18 protein-coding genes and 1 riboswitch are annotated in these 18151 nt (G+C 56.9%); of the genes, 7 read left to right on the top strand and 11 right to left on the bottom strand.

Translation table 11 applies throughout. The annotated features are described in order from the left end of the window. The 10 genes from NSQ24_RS06995 to cobO all read right to left on the bottom strand — a co-directional run bounded on the left by NSQ24_RS06995 (position 1) and on the right by cobO (position 9096). Positions 1–651 (bottom strand): precorrin-8X methylmutase, encoded by a 651-nt coding sequence (locus tag NSQ24_RS06995; protein WP_003388111.1) that lies wholly within the window; start codon positions 649–651, stop codon positions 1–3. A 148-nt stretch (positions 652–799) separates the two neighbouring features. After that, positions 800–1582: a precorrin-6A reductase gene (gene cobK, locus NSQ24_RS06990; protein ID WP_339167508.1), complete on the bottom strand. Its 783-nt coding sequence runs from the start codon at positions 1580–1582 to the stop codon at positions 800–802. 13 nt (positions 1583–1595) lie between these two features. After that, positions 1596–2630 carry a sirohydrochlorin chelatase gene (locus NSQ24_RS06985; RefSeq protein ID WP_339167506.1) on the bottom strand — a complete coding sequence of 345 codons (1035 nt, stop codon included), beginning with the start codon at positions 2628–2630 and terminating at the stop codon, positions 1596–1598. A gap of 103 nt (positions 2631–2733) precedes the next feature. Then, positions 2734–4452: a precorrin-3B C(17)-methyltransferase gene (gene cobJ, locus NSQ24_RS06980; RefSeq protein WP_339167504.1), complete on the bottom strand. Its 1719-nt coding sequence runs from the start codon at positions 4450–4452 to the stop codon at positions 2734–2736. A gap of 46 nt (positions 4453–4498) precedes the next feature. Then, positions 4499–5455, bottom strand: coding sequence for an adenosylcobinamide-phosphate synthase CbiB (gene cbiB / locus NSQ24_RS06975; protein ID WP_339167502.1), 957 nt, complete (start codon positions 5453–5455; stop codon positions 4499–4501). Continuing rightward, complete coding sequence (locus tag NSQ24_RS06970; protein WP_227277601.1) at positions 5456–6094, bottom strand: histidine phosphatase family protein; 639 nt, start codon at positions 6092–6094, stop codon at positions 5456–5458. It abuts the gene before it with no gap. Continuing rightward, positions 6091–6909, bottom strand: coding sequence for an adenosylcobinamide-GDP ribazoletransferase (locus NSQ24_RS06965; RefSeq protein WP_003388119.1), 819 nt, complete (start codon positions 6907–6909; stop codon positions 6091–6093). The genes NSQ24_RS06970 and NSQ24_RS06965 overlap by 4 nt, the downstream gene beginning before the upstream one ends. Next, entirely contained in the window at positions 6906–7445 is a 540-nt protein-coding gene (gene cobU, locus NSQ24_RS06960) for a bifunctional adenosylcobinamide kinase/adenosylcobinamide-phosphate guanylyltransferase (RefSeq protein ID WP_024983477.1), read from the bottom strand. The genes NSQ24_RS06965 and cobU overlap by 4 nt, the downstream gene beginning before the upstream one ends. Then, complete coding sequence (gene cobD, locus NSQ24_RS06955) at positions 7442–8548, bottom strand: threonine-phosphate decarboxylase CobD (protein ID WP_122958621.1); 1107 nt, start codon at positions 8546–8548, stop codon at positions 7442–7444. Before cobD ends, cobU begins: the two co-directional genes overlap by 4 nt. Continuing rightward, positions 8548–9096 carry a cob(I)yrinic acid a,c-diamide adenosyltransferase gene (gene cobO / locus NSQ24_RS06950; protein WP_003388124.1) on the bottom strand — a complete coding sequence of 183 codons (549 nt, stop codon included), beginning with the start codon at positions 9094–9096 and terminating at the stop codon, positions 8548–8550. Before cobO ends, cobD begins: the two co-directional genes overlap by 1 nt. A gap of 222 nt (positions 9097–9318) precedes the next feature. Then, positions 9319–9539, bottom strand: a riboswitch (cobalamin riboswitch). A 178-nt stretch (positions 9540–9717) separates the two neighbouring features. Between cobO and NSQ24_RS06945 the strand changes: the two genes are divergently transcribed. The 7 genes from NSQ24_RS06945 (at position 9718) to NSQ24_RS06915 (ending at position 16406) form a co-directional block, all read left to right on the top strand. Further along, positions 9718–10425, top strand: a complete 708-nt coding sequence (locus NSQ24_RS06945) for a M15 family metallopeptidase (RefSeq protein ID WP_227277603.1) — start codon at positions 9718–9720, stop codon at positions 10423–10425. Between the two features lie 69 nt (positions 10426–10494). Beyond that, a complete protein-coding gene (locus NSQ24_RS06940) occupies positions 10495–12108 on the top strand; it encodes an ABC transporter substrate-binding protein (protein WP_003388126.1) in 1614 nt (537 codons plus the stop codon). A gap of 27 nt (positions 12109–12135) precedes the next feature. Then, positions 12136–13140: an ABC transporter permease gene (locus tag NSQ24_RS06935; protein ID WP_003388127.1), complete on the top strand. Its 1005-nt coding sequence runs from the start codon at positions 12136–12138 to the stop codon at positions 13138–13140. Between the two features lie 11 nt (positions 13141–13151). Next, a complete protein-coding gene (locus NSQ24_RS06930; protein ID WP_003388128.1) occupies positions 13152–14033 on the top strand; it encodes an ABC transporter permease subunit in 882 nt (293 codons plus the stop codon). A gap of 12 nt (positions 14034–14045) precedes the next feature. Further along, a complete protein-coding gene (locus NSQ24_RS06925) occupies positions 14046–15020 on the top strand; it encodes an ABC transporter ATP-binding protein (protein ID WP_031932185.1) in 975 nt (324 codons plus the stop codon). Between the two features lie 6 nt (positions 15021–15026). Next, on the top strand, positions 15027–15821 hold the full coding sequence (locus tag NSQ24_RS06920) for an ATP-binding cassette domain-containing protein (protein ID WP_003388130.1): 795 nt from the start codon (positions 15027–15029) through the stop codon (positions 15819–15821). Between the two features lie 54 nt (positions 15822–15875). Further along, the gene (locus NSQ24_RS06915; RefSeq protein ID WP_003388131.1) at positions 15876–16406 is read left to right on the top strand and encodes a cupin domain-containing protein; all 531 of its coding nucleotides are present in this window, start codon (positions 15876–15878) and stop codon (positions 16404–16406) included. Positions 16407–16572: 166 nt separating this feature from the next. Here the strand turns inward: NSQ24_RS06915 and NSQ24_RS06910 are convergent, their stop codons facing one another. Further along, complete coding sequence (locus NSQ24_RS06910) at positions 16573–18111, bottom strand: MDR family MFS transporter (protein ID WP_003388133.1); 1539 nt, start codon at positions 18109–18111, stop codon at positions 16573–16575. Between the last annotated feature and the right edge of the window lie 40 nt (positions 18112–18151).

The following is an 18151-nucleotide window of genomic DNA, read 5'->3' as shown; positions in this document are numbered from 1 at the left end:
TTATCCCTGCCGTTCCGCCATCAGCGAGAGTGCGTTGAGCGCAGCCACCGTAACAGGGCTCCCGCCTTTCCGCCCGATGTTTGTGATGAAAGGCACATCCAGCTTGGCCAGCTCTTCCTTGGACTCTGCCGCCGACACAAAGCCGACTGGCATCCCGATGATCAGGCCCGGCTTCGCCTCTCCCTCTTTGACCAGACGGATCAGCTCCAGAAGCGCTGTCGGCGCATTGCCGATCGCGAAAATGCCGCCCTCCGCTTCTTTGACCGCTTTGCGAATGGAGATGATTGCGCGCGTGGTGTTCAGGCGCTTCGCTTCCTCCATGACATCCTTGTCGGAGATGTACACCTTCACTTCGCCGCCGAATTTTTCGATCCGGTTCTTGCTGATCCCGACCTGAACCATCTGGACGTCGGCCACGACAATCTTGCCGCTTCGGATCGCCTGAATGCCCGCTTTCACCGCATCCGGGTGGAATACGAGACTGCGCCCCAGGTCAAAGTCCGCCGAGGCGTGGATGACGCGCTGCACGACAGGGTACTGCTCTTCGGTGAAAGGATGCTCTCCGAGCTCTTCGGTGATGATTTGAAAGCTCTTTTCCTCGATTTCTTGCGGTTGTACGGTCAAAGGCTTGAATTCCGTGCGAAAATCCATGGTATGCTCCTCCTTTGTATTGGGGTTTGGCTTTGGCTGCAGCAAGCCGTTAGATTTCGGCCAAGCCGAACGATTCGTCCTTGCTTACTTGCTTGTTTCAATTTATCTCGCCAAGCGTTCCGCTCTATTTTCTCTGAAAAACCGCCCGTTACGCTTCTTGCGGCAGGGGCAGCAGCTGCTTCAACTGACCGATCACTCCGGCGAAGTCGGAAAATTTGGTGCCGTAATCGATCTTGGGCCGGGCGATGACAATCGTCTCGATGCCCATTTCCAGCGCTGCTTCCACCTTTTCGTCAAAGGCGCCGACTTTGCCGCTCTCCTTGGTGATCATCAGCGTCACTTTGTAGTGGTCATAGAGGGCCTTGTTCAGCTCCTTGGAAAAAGGGCCCTGCATGGCGACGATATTTTTTTGCTCGATGCCCAGCTCCTCGCATTTTTGCATGTTGTCGGTGCGCGGAAGCATGCGGGCCACCAGCGTCGTATCCGGCAAGCCCAAGAGCCGGTCGGAAAAGATTTTCAACGTTTTGCTGCCGGTCGTCAGCATGATCACACCGCGCTTTTCTGCCGCTATCTCGGCGGCTTGGACGTAGTCCTCGGCGAAGATGATCTTCTCGTGCCCCGGCGACTGGGCGCTTTCGCGTTCGTACCGGATGTAGGGAACTCCCGCCGCCTCTGCTCCGACCATCGCGTTTTTCGACGCTTCCTCAGCATAAGGGTGGCTGGCGTCCACTACCGCCTGAAAGCCTTTTTCACGGATCAACGCCTCGATGTCGGCGGATGTCAGACGGCCTACCTGCACCGGCAGCCCCGCTTCCTCGATGCTTTTGGCCGCGTTGTCGGTAACGACTGTGGCAAGCAGGTCATATCCGGTTTCCTTGATCAAGAGAGCCAGCTCCCGGGCGTCACTGGTTCCCGCCAATACAAGAATCATCGCTCGTCCCTCCTTATTTCTTTACAGGGTGATGCTCATGGGCGTGATTGTCGCTGTGTCCGTGTTTATGTTCATGATCGTGGTCATGGTCGTGATCGTGGCTGTGGCTGTGGCCGTGACCGTGCCCATGATCGTGATCGTGGCTGTGACCGTGGCTATGTGCGTGACCGTGACTGTGTCCATGGTGATGGTGATGATGGTGATGATGCCCATGGTCGTCGTCGTGATGGTGGTGATGATGGTCGATATGCTCCATCGCCGCCAGACGGTACTGACAAGTATCGCAATTCAGTTTGACTTCGCCGTGCAGCGCCTCTTCCACCCGGTCTTTCAGCACTTCCTTGAGCAGCGGATGGAAGCCGAAGTACTCCGCCAGCGTAAATTCAGCCTCTGGATAGCGAGCGCGGAACTGTTCAAGCTGGTCGGCCATCCGTTTGATCAGCACGCCGGTAAACAGGAAGTACGGCAGGACGACGATGCGGCGGGCACCCAGCCTGAGGCAGCGCTCAATCCCTTCCTCGTACAGCGGGAAGGTCACGCCCATGAAAGCAGTCTCCACCCACTTTGCCTTCCAGCGTTCCCAGAACAGTCGGGACATTTTGTAGATGTCGCTGTTCGCGTCCGCATCGCTGCTGCCGCGTCCGATGATCAGAACGGCTGTGTCCCCGTGCTCCTCGCCGGATGCAAAGCCGGCTTCCTGCATGCGGGTGGCCAAAATATTCAGGACCTCTTCGTGAATACCTATTGGGCGTCCGTAAATAAATTGCACATGCGGATATTTCGCTTTTGCTTCGTCGATCGCCGCCGGAATGTGAATCTTGGCGTGCCCGGCCGAGAACAGAATGATCGGGATGACGGCTACCCGAGTGGCTCCCCGCTTTACGCAGGCGTCCAATCCCTGAAGCATATCGGGACGTTCAAATTCGAGAAAGCATGTCTCCAGAATCGGAACGTCGATCTCCGGCATCAGCGACGCCACAAACTGCCTTACCTCTTCATTTCCTTCGGGATCCTTGCTCCCGTGTCCGACAAACAGTACCGCGTCCATCCTGATTCCTCCCCGTTATTTTTTCTGCCTGGCCCGTGGTTTGGGGCCTTGCTGCTTTTGCAAAACCAAAACCCCCGGATATGCTGGCGCTTGAATCTAGCGGCTAGTCGCCGCAAACAGCGTTTTCAATTTTGGGAATGGCTGGCTCTCTCCAGACGTATCCCTCGATTTCGCCGACCCTTTGGAAAAATTTGTGGAACCTTTCATTCGGGAATGCTTCCCGCTTGTATCTGTCAATAATCCGCTCGATCAAGGGAACGATGTCCTCCGGCTCGATGCCTTCCGCTACCGGCAAGCCGGAATGTGCCGTTCTCCCCACGGTTTTGGCGCCGAGGAACAGATCGAACTTGCCCTTGCGGAACACGAGACCGATGTCTTCCTGAACCGCCCCGTAGCAGGCCATCCCGCAGCCGTTTACGCCGATCTTCAGCTCTTTTGGCATTTCCTGTCCGCCCAGCTTGCGGTGGATCTCCTCCGCGTACGGAATCGCGTCCTTCTTCTCGCCGTCGCAGAAGTCGCAAGCCTTCACCTGCAGGACGTCCCCGACCGGAGTCAAGTTGAGACCGAGGTTGCGGAGCGGCGCAGTTACCTCCTCCGGGTTGCTCGTCGGAACACGCAAAATGATCTGGTGGTGCGGCGTGTACTCCAGCTCCCCTTTTTCTCCGGCTGCCTGGGCAAGCGCCATCATCTGCGCCGGAGTGAACTTTTTGTTGGCTACGCCCGGACTTACCGCGCACTCGAAAATCATTTCCGGGACAAAGACCGGGCGATGGGACTGGCTGGAGGATACGAGCGAAGCATCCGTTTCGATCCCCCTGGATTCGTTTACTGCCTGCAAAGCCTGAGCCGCCCAGTCAAACGGCGTCAATGTGCCGGTCTCCTCTTTTGGCTGGGGAGTGGCCCGCAAGCTCGCTGTGTCCGCTTTTTCAACCTGTGGTTCGACAAGTGAAGAAGTTGCGTCGGGTGCCGCTTGTTCCACAGCGTTTTGCGAAGCCGCCTCCAGCGACCACGGCTCGTTTTCCACGCGAAGCCGCTGATGGGGCTTCAGCGATTGCTCATCTGTCGCAAGCGTATACTTCCGCTGATAGCCGCGCGGGGTAATCATTTTGCCGTCATAGACAAATGTGGACGAGTTCCCGATGATGACCGTCGTCAGCATCCCGATGTCATGGTTCAGCATCTCTGCCAGTGTCGTGATGACGATATGCTCCCGCTCCCGATAGGCGCTCTTGACGATCCCGACCGGCGTGTCCGGGGAACGGTACTGCAGCAGGATGCGCTGTGCCTCGACGATCTGTCTGGTGCGACGCCCGCTGCGCGGGTTGTACAGCGCGATGACAAAATCGGCCATGCCCGCAGCGTCGATCCGCTTGGCGATCAGCTCCCATGGCGTGAGATGGTCGCTCAGGCTGATCGTGCAGGCATCGTGCATGATGGGCGCGCCGAGCAGAGCGCCGCAGGAGTTGATCGCCGATATTCCCGGAACGATTTCCACCTCCACGCCCTCCGCAGATGTCCAGCCTTTTTCCACGAGCACCTCGTAAACGAGTCCGGCCATACCGTACACGCCCGCATCGCCGCTGGAGATCACGGCCACCTTTTTGCCCGCTTCCGCCTGCCGGACGGCTTCGCGCGCACGCGTCACTTCCTCCGTCATCCCGGTGCTGACGATCTCCTGATCGGTCAACAGCCCTCTGATCAGGTCCACATAAGTGGTATATCCGATGATGATGTCACTCTCTTCGATCGCTTCCCGCGCCCGTTTGGTAATATGCTCAAAGCTGCCCGGCCCGAAGCCGATCACAAACAGCTTGCCGCTCATAGAAAGTCCCCCTTTCATTATTTCGCCTCTATTTGAAAAACGCTGTTCATCCATGCAGAACATAAGCAAAAGCGGCCAGACCGACTGTGCACATGATCGAAGTGACTGTCATCAAGCGCACCGTAGCCGCAATATCGCCTGCACACAGCGGCCGAAGCGGATCACCCAGCTTGGCGCGGTGAGAAGCCACGCCCTGATAGTAATTCAGTCCGCCCAGTTGAACGCCCAGCGCACCGGCGACTGCCGCTTCCGGAAGACCGCTGTTGGGGCTGGGATGAAGTCCGGCGTCCCGCCGCATGATGCGGTAGCAGCGGCGCCAGTCCAGCCGTTGCAGCCAGCTCGCCCCGACCAACAGCAGAGCAGTGAGGCGGGCCGGTATGTAATTCAACACGTCGTCAAAGCGGGCGGAGGCCCAGCCGAGATTCACGTATTTCTCGTTTTTGTAGCCGACCATGGAATCAAGCGTGTTCGCCGCCCGATAGGCCATCGCCAGCGGGGCGCCTCCGATCGCAGCGTAAAAGAGCGGAGACACGATGGCATCGACGATGTTTTCCGCCACCGTCTCTACAGCCCCGCGGCTGATCTCGGCCTCACCCAGATGCCCCGTGTCCCGCCCGACCACCATCGATAGCGAACGGCGGGCCATTGCCAGATCCCCGGCCAGCAGATAGCGGCCTATTTCCAATCCGGCATCCGCCAAGCCTTTGGTCGCGATCGTCGTAGAGATCAGCCAGATTTCCAGCGCGATGGCCAGCCAGGGATGGATCAGCCCCGCGCCGTACACAAGTCCGGCGACGACCGCATAGCTGCCCCCGACGATCAAGAGGGGAAACAGCAAGCCGGCTGCCCTCAAACCCTTCTCCTGTTTGACAAACAGCCGGATGACGCGCTCCAGGCGGGCAATAAACCACCCCATGATCACTACGGGATGCGGCAGACTGCGCGGGTCTCCAACCAGGCGGTCGAGCACGTAAGCCGCCACGATGAGAAAAGCGGTTGTCATCTATGCTTCACTCTCTTCCCTGATGTCGATTGCGTGCGATGCTGGCTTCCACGTCCCCGATACATGCTCCACGATCATCGCCTGACCGTGCCCGAGTCCTTTCATGTGCCAGTACAATCCGGGGTCACCGTGCAGCCAGGCCGCCTGAAACCAGCGGATGACACCACCGTGCGTCACCAATGCGACCGTGTGATCCGGCTCCGTTGAACCGCATGCATCTCTCATTTCTTTCCACATGCCGCTCAACCAGCGGTTCACTCGTTCGCCCAGCTGCGTCAGCGTTTCTCCGCCCGGCGGCGCGATGCCGAACGGATCGTCGTACCAACGGCTTGCCCGCACGCTTTCTCTGACCATCAGTTCTTCGTAGGTGAGCCGCTCCCATTCGCCAAAAGACAGCTCGCGAAGCTCAGGAACCCGGATCGGACTCATCCCCCAGACCGCTGCCAGCCGATCAGCCGTCTGCACGCAGCGGAGCAAATCGCTGGTAAAAAAATGGGCCGGGCGTTCATGCCCGAGCTGTCTGGCGAGAAGCGCCGCCTGCTCCACCCCCGCGTCATTCAGCGGCACATCCGTATGTCCCAGATAGCGCCCTTCGCGATTTTCCTCTGTCTCCCCGTGCCTGATCCAGATCCATCTCACGTCCACCAGCTCCCTGCCGCAACAAGCAGCATCACTGCTTCACTGCTTTCAATGATCGCGCCGTAGCAATCGCCCGTCAGTCCTCCGAGCCTGCGGCAGATGCCGCGTGCGAACCAGAGGCTGAACAAAAGCGACACCGCGACTGCCGCTATCGCCTGAATGCCGGCGATCCACCAGCCAAGTCCGAGGACAGCTGCGTAGGCCGCCACAATATGCCAGAGCCGCAACCCTGCACCGATCCCTTTTCCGACGCCGTTGTCGGAAGAAACGTTGGGGAAGCAGCGTATCGCGAGCAGCACATGAGCGCGGGCAGCAAATGGAATGAGGACAAGCAGGAGAGAGCCGCTATAAAGTGTCAGCCCTTCCGCTCTTGGGCCACCTGCTAACAGACCCGACAAGCTTGCCTGGTTTGGCGGATTTGTCAGCAGACCCGCCAGTTCCGTTATCCCTGCCGTTTTCAAAAAGAGCAGCAGGATCGCAGCCAGGACAGCCATGGCACCCGAGCGGCTGTCCTTCATAATCTCCAGCATGCGTTCTTGCGTACGGCTGCTGCCGAGGCCATCCGCCAGGTCCATCCACCCGTCCAGATGGAGTCCTCCCGTGATGTACACCCAGGCCGTGCACGTCAAAACGGCGGCGATCAGCGGCGGAAAGGCCCATAATGCAGCCTCGTGCACGATCCACAGCACGCATCCGATCACCAGCCCGACAGCCGGATACCAAGCGACGCTGTCACGCCAAGCCTTTTCCGACGGCTTCAGCCACGGCACGGGAATGCGTGTAAAAAAAGTCAGCGCGTGAAAAAATGCGTTCATCCTTTCATCCTCCAGGGGAGCCCGGCGATCACGGCATAGACGGTGTCAGCCTGGCGCGCGGCTTGCTGATTCACATCGCCCAAAATATCGGCAAACCATCGTCCCAGCCTCGACATCGCTACCCCGCCAAGACCCACTTCACTCGTTACTGCAATCACGGTTTGATTCGTTTGGGCGACAGCATCCAGCCACGCCTTTGCTTCTCCCACAATCTCTTTTGTAATGGATTCGTCCCGCCACGCCTGCTCCGGGATGTCCATCAGGCGACCGCTGACCCAGGTGGAGAGACAATCGAGCAAGACGACACTGTACCCTTTGCTCGCGTCCAGCGATTCGGACAGCCGTCCGCCGAGCTCGCACAATCCCCACGTATCAGGGCGGCGCTCCCGATGCAGCTCGATTCGTCTGGCCATCTCATCGTCCCACGCTTTTCCTGTCGCCACGTACAACACGTCCTGCGCGGCATCACGGGCCAATTCCTCGGCAAAACGGCTCTTTCCCGACCGAACGCCCCCTGTGACCAAAATAAGGCTCACAAGACCGCCCCCCTTTTTTCCATCACATCATGAAAGGCAGACAGCAGCCGTTCATTCTCGGCCCGCGAGCGAACGGCGATGCGAAAATCGCGGGCGGTCAGTCCCGGATACATGGCGCAGTTGCGGATCAGAATGCCCCGTTTGCCCATTTCCTCCTGCAGCGCCGTCGCGTCTATCCATTCCGGGGAGCGAACGAGCAAAAAGTTGGCCTCTCCCGGCCATACCTGCCAGCCCAGCCCCGACTGCAGTCCGTCCAGCAAAAAGCGGCGTTCTGCAGCGATGAGGCGCCTCGTCTCTTCTTCATAATCCGCTTCCTGCAAACACAACTCTCCCGCAAGCAAGGCCAAGCCGTTGACGCTCCAGCTCACCTGTTTGCTCCTCATCCTCTCGATCAGTGCGGGGTGACCGATCGCATAACCGAGCCGAAGCCCCGGGATAGCGAACATTTTGGTCATGGAGCGTATCAACAGGACGCGCGGAAAATGTCCTAGCCGATCCGCAAGTGTAAACTGCTTCTCCCGAGCCGCAAAATCGAGAAAAGCTTCATCGACAATCAAATGGGTACCGGTGTCATTTGTCCATTCGGCCATTTGCAAAAGCTCGTCTGGTTCATACAATAGACCGGTCGGATTGTTCGGAGAACCGATGAACACGAGCTGCGTCTCCCGAAAGAGCCGATACAGCTCCCGCGCGTCTGGCTTGAAGCCGTTTTCTTCCCGTCCCGCGCATTCCACGACGCGAGCGCCGAATTGGCGGGAAAGTTGGGCATATTCGGAAAAGCACGGCGTCACCACACCTGCGCTTTCCGGCTGCAGAGCGAGCACGGCCAGCGCCATCGCTTCCGCCGCTCCATTTGCCGGCAAAAGGGCGTCTTCCGGCAGACGCAGCCGGGCAGCCAATGCCCGCTTGAAAGCTCGATGGCCGGGATCAGGATAGCGGATAACGGCGGTAAGCGACCTCCCCAGCGCTTCCAGGACCCTTGCCGGAGGACCGAGCGGATTTATATTGGCGCTGTAATCAAGGAACGCCTCGGCCGATACGCCAAAGCGCTCTGCAGCCGTCACCAGATCCCCGCCGTGGCCGTAGGTCTCCAGCAGCCCCATCAGTACTCAACTCCGAGTACAGCGGGAATGCCTTCGTCATAGTAGTGCTTGACCGGCTTCATCTCCGTCACAAGATCGGCCATCTCGATGATCGCGGGCTGCGCATTGCGGCCGGTAATGACCAGATGGACGTGGCGCGGCCTGTTTTGGACCGTATCCAGCACGTCAGCCAGCGGGAGCACATCGTCAATCGGAAAACGATCAATTGCCAGGGCATTGTTCAATTCGTCCAGGATCACCACATCGTACTCGCCGCCAAGCACCTTTTCGCGGGCAAAGCTCCACGCCTTTTCAAGGGCGCTGCGGTGCTCCTCCGGTGTTTTGGTCCAGGTAAAGCCGACGCCCATCTGCACCATTTCGATTCCGAGACGGTCGAAAATAATCTTCTCGCCATAGGTGCGCTCCGGAGACTTGATAAACTGGATCATTAAAACCCGTTTTCCTCTGCCGGTTGCACGTACAGCCAAGCCTAACGCCGCTGTCGTCTTGCCTTTTCCGTCTCCTGTATAGACCAGCAGCAGCCCTCGCTTGTTGTCGGCCTTGCTCATCAACAGCCCCTCCTTCGTTCTGCGCAATCCTTTTGAACATACAAAGCCACTCGGGCAAATCTCCGGGTGAAACGCGAAACTGCCGCCTGCTTTTCCAGGGGAGTACACGCCAACCTTCCGAAAAGTATAAAAAAACGCCTTGTTCCCTTTGGAAAACAAAGGGAGACAAAGCGCGGACAGTTCGCTACAACGATCCACCTCTTCCTTTGACCCGAAGGAAATCAGTGCTCAGGCAAGACAGGCAGGTCTCCTGGCTCGAGAATCGCTGCTTTCCTTCTCCTTCCCGTCCCCGACCCGGGGCAGTGGATGGCAAAATGCCTTGAAGGAAAACTCCTCTCTTACAGTGGCGGGACCGCGTTGGATTTTCACCAAACTTCCCTTTTAACTTCGCTTCCCGCGGCGTGCACCGTGCAGGAAGCAAAGACCTGTTTGCGCGATATGGAAATGTTCAGCCAGCCAAAGACTGGCGCTTGCTATCATCATAACAAAAGTGGGCACGGATAGAAAGAACAAGCTGATCATCGAGTTTTATTCAACAAATGAAAATTAAATGCAGTTTACTAAAGTTTTGTTCTTTGCTAGGATGATGGAAAACATATCCACAAACAGGAGGTGGTCCAGATGAAACAGGATCTCCCGATTCCTCCGGAGCGGCCACATCTCTACGTACAGCCTCTCCTTGAAGAATGCGGCGAAGCGATGCTCCCCCTCTCCAGCTTGTCCGAAAAAATTACGGTCTGGCCGATGTACTACAAGCAAGGCTACGACGGAACCACTCCCGAAGCGTACTTGCGAAAAAGCGCCGCTCTCCGCCTGGTCCAAGCAGCCGAACGCTTGCCCGACGGCTATCGCTTCGTCGTATTTGACGGCTGGCGCTCCTACCAGGTGCAAAGCTCTCTCTATGAAAGATTCAAGCAAACACTGCTCAAGCAGGGCTGGGAAGAAGGCGAGGCGCTTCAGGCCGAACTGAGCAAATTTGTCGCCGTCCCCAGCAAGGATGTGCAAAAGCCATCGCCCCATTTGTCCGGTGGAGCAGTAGACCTGACGATCGAAGGCCCCGATGGGTGGCTCGACATGGGAACAGAGTTTGACGATTTCAGCGAACGGGCCTCTACCCGATTCTATGAAAACGCTCTCAGCCCTGATGAACAGGCGAAAACGATCCGCGCCAACAGACGTCTTCTGTATCACCTGATGACCGAGGCCGGTTTCGTCAATTACCCCAAAGAGTGGTGGCATTACGAATACGGCACGCTTTCCTGGGCACGGCAAACTACTGGACAAGCCATGTACGGGGGAATCTTGGAAATTGATAGCGAAAATAGTTGAATAACCTCAATTTTTGCAATATATTAAAAATATATTAAATTTATAACAAAATGTTGGGGGTTGATCTCTTTGAAGCGCAGATGGTCATTCGTCCTCACCAGCCTGGTTCTCGCTGTTTCCATGCTCGTTGCCGCTTGCGGCACACCGGCGAACCAGCCTCAAGCTCAGAACAACTCGCCGGAATCGCCGGCAAAAACCGAGCCGACCGCACCGAAGACGTCAGCAGACACACTGTTCGTCGCGATCAACGCGGATCAAGGCACGCTCGATCCCGCCGTCACCTTTGACAACGCCGCATGGAAAATCACTTATCCCACCTACGAACGTCTCGTCGAATACGACGGGGAGTCCACAGAGGTCAAGCCCGGTCTCGCCAAGGAATGGAAAGTGAGCGAAGACGGCCTTACCTGGACCTTTACACTGGAAGAAGGACATAAGTTTGCCGACGGTACTCCGGTCACGGCAGAAGCCGTCAAGTTCACCTTCGACCGCACGCTCGCCATCAAGAAAGGCCCGGCTGACGTATACAGCGTGATCAAAGAAGTCAAAGTCGATTCGCCGACACAGGTTACCTTCGTTCTCTCCAAAAACTTCCCGCCATTCCTCTCGACTCTCGCAGCCAACTACGGCGGCATCGTCAATCCGAAGGTAAAAGAAGAAGAACAAAACGGCGATCTGGGCCAAAACTTCCTCGCAAACAACACGATGGGCAGCGGCCCGTACAAGCTCGAAGAATGGAAAAAAGGCGAATATCTCAAGCTCACCGTCAACCCGCACTCCACAGTGAAACCCGCATTCCAAACCGTATACTTCAAAATCGTTCCGGATGCGACAGCTCAGCGCCTGCAGTTGGAACAGGGCGAGATTGACATCGCCGAAGGCATCCCCAATGAACAATTGAAAGCCGTCAAAGAATTGCCCAACGTAGAAGTCCTGCAAAAACCGAGCCTGTTCGTCGACTACGTGTACGTAAACTCCTCCAAAGGCAACGAAGCGCTCAAAAACCCGAAGGTTCGCCAGGCGTTAAGCTACGCGATCGACTATGACGCCCTGACCGAATCCGTGCAGGAAGGCTACGCTACGCAAATGCGCGGTCCTATTCCAAAAGGTCTGTGGGGGCATGATGAATCTGCCCATCAGTACAAGCGCGATGTGGAAAAAGCCAAAGCGCTCCTGGCGGAAGCAGGCGTCTCCAACCTGACCCTCGATCTGCTGTATTCCGACAACAAACCGTGGTGGGAGACAGAAGCACTCACCCTGCAGGCATTTTTCGCCGACATCGGGGTAAAGCTCAATCTCAAAAAGATCGCCTACGCCACGTCCCGCGAAATGATTGACGCCGGCGAATTCGACCTCGCTCTTGGCGTTTGGAGCCCGGACTTCGGCGACCCGTACATGTTCATGAACTACTGGTTTGACTCCGTCAACTTCGGTCTGGCCGGAAACCGCGCCTTCTATAAAAACGACAAAGTGGACGAGCTGGTGCGCAAAGCCGCATCGATCAACGACAAGGCAGAGCGCGAGAAGCTGTACAAGGAAGCGCAGAAGATCGTCATTGATGAAGCGCCTTACCTTTATCTGTATCAAAAGGACTTCCTCCTGCCGGTCAGCAAAAACGTCAAAGGCTTCGTCTACAACCCGATGCTGGAGGGCATTTACAACCTGGCGGAGATGTCTAAATAACGCCTTGAATAAAGGAGTGCTTTCCTCATGAAACAGATCATCCTGAAACGTCTCGCCATGCTGGTGCTGGTGCTCCTCGGGGTCACATTGATCACCTTTTTCCTCTCTCATGTGATCCCGGGAGATCCGGCGCGGATGATGGTGGGACAGCGCGCCAGTGAGGAAACACTGCAAGAAGTTCGTCGCCAATTGGGCCTGGACCAGCCGGTCTGGGTCCAATATCTTACCTACATGAAAGGGCTTTTTGCAGGTGACTTTGGCACCTCGATTCGCACGCAGCAGCCTGTCGTCCATGATCTGATCGCCTTTTTCCCTGCAACGCTGGAGCTGGCCATCACCGCTTTTATTATCGCGATCGCCATCGGAATACCGCTGGGCGTCCTGTCCGCCGTGAAAAAGGACACTGGATGGGACCACTCCAGCCGCTTTTTCTCCATCGCGGGAATCTCTACACCCGTGTTCTGGAGCGGCCTCGTCGGCATCCTGATCTTTTACAAGTTTCTCGGGGCGCTGCCATCCAGCGGCAGGCTGGACCTGACTGTCCCGGCTCCGACCAAAATTACCGGCCTTTACCTGTTTGACAGCCTGCTCACGGGCAATTGGGCCGCATTTAAAAACAGCTTGTGGCATCTGATCCTGCCTGCCTTTACGCTGGCATTTGCTCAGCTGGCAATCGTCACCCGCCAGGTCCGCTCCAGCATGCTGGAGGTACTCGGACAGGATTACATTCGGACCGCGCTGGCCAACGGCATCCACGGCCCTGTCCTTTTGATCCGCTACGCCTTGCGAAATGCGCTGATCCCGACGATTACCGTCGTAGGTCTTTCCTTTGGCTCGCTGCTTGGCGGAGCAGTCGTGACGGAAACGATTTTCAGCTGGCCCGGCATGGGGAAATACGTCGTCGACTCGATTGCGTTTCTCGACTTCCCGGCGATGATGGGCTTCACTTTTGTCATATCTTTCGGGTACGTCGTGATCAACCTGCTGGTTGACCTCACTTACTACGTACTAGACCCGCAAATCAAGGAATAGGAGGGGCCACCATGTCCAGTCTATCGGCAAAAGCGGATACTGCTGCCCAGCCGTCCCGTAAGGTAAACCCCTTTTGGTTCCGGATCCGGCAGAGCCCGCTCACCTTGTTTGGCTTGTTTCTGCTCGTCATGCTGCTGCTCTTGTCCGTGTGCGCGCCGCTCATCTCCCCGCATGACCCGACCAAGATCAATATCCCGGAGCGGTTCTCCCCTCCGTCCGCTGCTCACTGGTTCGGAACAGATGAAGTGGGACGCGATATTTTTACGCGCATTCTGTACGGCGCTCGCCTGTCGCTCGGCGTTGGCGTAGCGGTCGTTCTCTCGGCGGGTCTGGTCGGAACGGTCATCGGGGCGATCTCCGGATACTTCGGCGGCCGCGTCGACCAGATCATCATGCGGATGATGGATATCGTCCTCGCGTTTCCTTCGCTCGTGCTGGCGATGGCGGTGGCCGCTGTTCTCGGCCCCAACCTCCAGAACGCCATGCTGGCCATTGCCATCATCAAGATACCTGTCTACGTCCGGCTGGCCCGTGCGGAAACACTGGCTCTGCGGGAAAAGCTGTATGTCAAAGCGGCTGTCACCTTCGGCATCAAGCCCTGGCGGATCATTACCCGCCACATTATTCCCAATGCCGTCTCCCCCGTGATCATCCAGGTCACGCTGGATATCGGCGATGCCATCCTGCTCGTCGCAACACTCGGCTTCCTCGGCCTGGGCGCTCAGCCTCCTACGCCGGAATGGGGCGCGATGATCAGTATCGGCTGGAAATACCTGCTTGATTATTGGTGGTATCCCACCTTCCCTGGGCTTGCCCTATTCCTCGCCTCGTGCGGGTTTAATCTGATCGGCGATGGCATTCGGGACATCCTCGATCCGAAAGCCAACCGATAGGGAGAGATACCTATGCTTCTTACAATCAAAGACCTGTCTGTCGAATTTTCCTCGATGCAGCAGACCGTCAAAGCGCTGAACCACGTCTCTTTTTCCATCGACCAGGGGGAAATTGTCGGCATCGTGGGAGAATCCGGCTCGGGCAAGTCGGTTACGGCGCTAACCATTCTCGGGCTGCTGGATAACAATGCGACGATCAAAAACGGAGAAATTCTTTATAAAGGAAGAAACGTCCTGCAGCTTCACAAAAAGGAGCAGCAATCCCTTCGGGGCAAGCAGATCGGCATGATCTTCCAGGAGCCGATGACGGCCCTCCACCCGACGATGCGGATCGGGGATCAACTGGCCAAGGTCATTCACCGGCACCGTGAGATCGCCTACAAGGAAGCTTACCGGCAAGCCGTCCTCAGCCTGGCGGAGGTAAAGATCAACGAGCCGGAGCTGGTCGCACGGAAGTACCCGTTTGAACTGAGCGGCGGCATGCGCCAGCGGGTCGTGATCGCGCTGGCGATGTCGGCGCCACCTGACTTGTTGATCGCCGACGAGCCGACTACAGCGCTGGACGTGACCATCCAGCATGAAATTCTCAAGCTGATGAAGGAGCTGGCTGAAAAACGCGGCACGTCCATCATGCTGATCACCCACGATCTCGGTGTCGTTGCCGAGGTATGCCAGCGGGTCGTCGTCATGTATGCGGGTGAAGTGGTTGAAACGGGAACGACCGATGAAGTACTCGCTCATCCCGTTCATCCGTACACACGCGCCCTGATCGGAGCCCTGCCAGACCTCGCTTCCCCTGATCAGCCGCTGCATGCGATCCCGGGGGAGTCTCCCGATCTGCGGAATTTGCCGTCCGGCTGCGTTTTCGCGCCGCGCTGCGACCGTGCCTTGCCGCTCTGCCGCGAGGACCATCCTGTTTTGGAGCCGGTACCGGGCTCGCGAGACGCATCGACAGGTACACATCAAGTCGCTTGCTGGGTGAGGTGATTACATATGGAAGCACTGCTGCAGCTTTCCGGCGTCAGCAAGCAATACGGGAAGGGAAGCCAACTGTTTCACGCTGTCTCTGACGCCGCTTTTTCGATCTATCCCGGTGAGACGTTTGGCCTGATTGGCGAATCCGGTTCCGGCAAAAGCACGCTGGGAAAAATGGTAACAGGACTGGAATACCCGACTTCCGGGTCCCTTCTGTACCAAGGAAGTCCGCTTTGGAACGGGAAAAAATTCAACAGAAGGAAGCCTGGCGAGATGCAGATCGTCTTTCAGGACCCGCAGTCCTCTCTCGATCCGCGGATGAAGGTTCAAGACATCATACTCGAGCCGCTGTGGGCCCTGCCTGCCGAAGAACGGAGGCAAAAGGGCAGCACGGAACGATTGCACGCCCTGATCGCACGGGTAGGCCTCAAGCCGGAGCATCTGCCGCGCTATCCCCACGAATTCAGCGGAGGCCAGCGCCAGCGAATCGCCATCGCACGGGCCCTGATTACCGATCCGACGTTCGTTATTTTGGACGAACCCACCTCGGCTCTGGACGTTTCCGTTCAGGCGCATGTCCTCAATTTATTGAAGGAGTTAAAGCGCGAACGGGGCCTCACCTATCTCTTCATCTCGCACAACATGGCGGTCATTCGCTACATGTGCGACCGGATGGCCGTCATGCAGAAGGGAAGAATTGTGGAGACGGGAACCGTTGAAGACATTTTTAAGCATCCGCAGGAAGCCTACACGAAGACCTTGTTGTCGTCCCTTCCAAGCCTGCACAAGGAAAACGCCTCTCTTCACGCATGAATGAAGAACACATGAGCCAACAGACTAGCTTGCATAGCAAAGAAGGTCGATACCATGTTCAACGGAGCGGAACTTAGAGAAATCCGCAAACAAAAACAGCTGACCCTGCAAAATCTTGCCAATCGGACCGGTCTCAGCATGAGCCTGCTTTCCCAAATCGAACGCGGCCTGGTCGATCCCACCGTAGGAACGTTTTGGAAAATCTGCTCCGCTCTCGATGTACCGATCAATCATTTTTTCAAGGCAAAGGATGACGAAGAACCTGTCATCCGACGCGATCAGCACAAGATCATTCAGTTGAAGAACACCCACGTCAAGTATCACGTACTCACGCCCATACAGGCCGGAAAAATCGAATTCCTGCTGATCGAAATCGAGCCCGGGGAGACACTGGAGCAGGAGCAGATTTCCCACTCCGGAGAAGAGTGCGGCTTCATTCTCAAGGGCGAGCTGAAGGTGCTGCTCGCCGATCGCGAGTACCATCTGTACGAAGGCGACAGCATCGGTTTCAACAGCTCGTCGCCCCATCGGTTTATCAACCCTGGAAACTCTGTCTCCCTGGCGATTTGGGCACGGGCTACGTAGGTTTCCTTCGACACCAGAACAACGTCCGTCTGATCAAAAAAGCTCCGGGGCCAGCTTAGCCTCGGAGCTTTTTACCGTCGTTTATCGTCGTTTATCGCTTAATCGGAAGGAATAAATACAAGAGTGATGCGTCTGTCTCCATGCGGAGATCTCGCCTCTCCCCCGACTATGTACGATCCCCGGCAGGCTTGGGCGACTTCGCCTGCCCAACGGGAGCTGCCACCCGCTCATTTCCCATCATCAGGATAAACAGAACGGCCAGAATGGCGGGGACCAGCGCCCAAAGAAAGGTATGGGCGATGGAGCTTGCCAGCGTGTCCGTTATTTTTTCCAAAACGGGAGCCGGAATTTGTGCTCTTGTCTCCGGCGATAGAATAGCTCTCGGATCGGAGAGTGACCCGCCTGGAATCGCACCGCCATTTCCCGCAAGAGCAGTGCTCAAGCCACTCTCAAACAAATTTCGCTGAATGATGCCAAAAATCGTGATCCCCAGCGTCATCCCGAGCGAACGGAAAAAGGAGTTGGTCGACGAGGCAGATCCTCGCTGCCGCATGTCAAAATTGTGAATCGCCGCCATCCCCAGGACGGAAAAAGAGAACCCGACGCCAAAGCCGGTAAGAATCATATAAATCGTTACCATGACGCGCGAGGTTTCCGGCGAGAGCGTTCCGAGCAAAAGAAGCCCCGGAACGAAAAACACGGCTGAGATCAGCATGATGTTGCGGAAGCTCGTCTTGGTCGTGAGCAGCCCTCCGACCTGGCTGCCGGCAACAGAGCCGAGCATCATCGGCGTGAGCAGCAGGCCGGAGTTGGTCGCGCTCCCGCCAAATACGCCTTGAATAAAGATCGGAATGTAGATGGTCGCAATGATAAACGCCGAGCCGTACAGGAGCGCCACGCCGTTGCTCGCGGCAAACAAACGCTTTCTGAACATGGCAAACGAGATGATCGGTTCCGCTGCCTTCCGCTCAACCGCGATAAAGGCGGCAAACAGGATCACAAACACAGCGAACAACGCGATGATCTGAACCGAATCCCATGCGTACTGATTGCCGCCAAGCTCCAGAGCAAACATCAAGCTGACGACGGCACCGACCAGGGTTATCGCACCCCACCAGTCAATGCTTTGCTTGTTGTGCGCCAGCGACTCCTTGTAGTGCAGACTGATAAAAAGCAGGGACAATAGCCCGATCGGCACATTGATGTAAAAGACCCAATGCCAGCCGAAATACTCCGTTATGTATGCTCCAAGCAGCGGACCAAAGACACTGGATGTACCGAAGACAGCTCCGAACAGTCCGGTCATCTTTCCCCGTTTTTCCGGCGGGAAAATATCAAAAATGATGGTGAAGGCAATCGGCATCAGCGCGCCTCCGCCAATCCCCTGGATCGCCCGGTATACACTCAGCTCGATCATGCTGCCCGCTGTCCCGCACAGGATGGAGCCCAGCAAAAAGACGGCAAGGCCAAAAATGTAAAACCGTTTGCGTCCGTACATGTCGGACAGCTTTCCGAAGATCGGCATCCCCGCCATCGTGGCTACCATATAAGCGGAGGTCACCCAGACGAACTTGTCCATTCCCCCCATCTCGGACACTATCGTCCCCATGGCTGTAGCCACAATCGTATTGTCCATCGATGCCATCAGCAGACCGAGCAGGAGCCCGGCTACGACAAATCCCGTTTTGCTTTCTTTGGCAATCACGCCGCACCCCTCCTATTTCCATGCTTGCCCACGAATTATA

Origin of the sequence: Brevibacillus sp. FSL L8-0520, from assembly GCF_037963895.1 — a bacterium.
Lineage (GTDB): Bacteria > Bacillota > Bacilli > Brevibacillales > Brevibacillaceae > Brevibacillus > Brevibacillus borstelensis.
The sequence above is the reverse complement of the archived record's forward strand: the minus strand, read 5'-3'. Positions and strand labels throughout refer to the sequence as shown.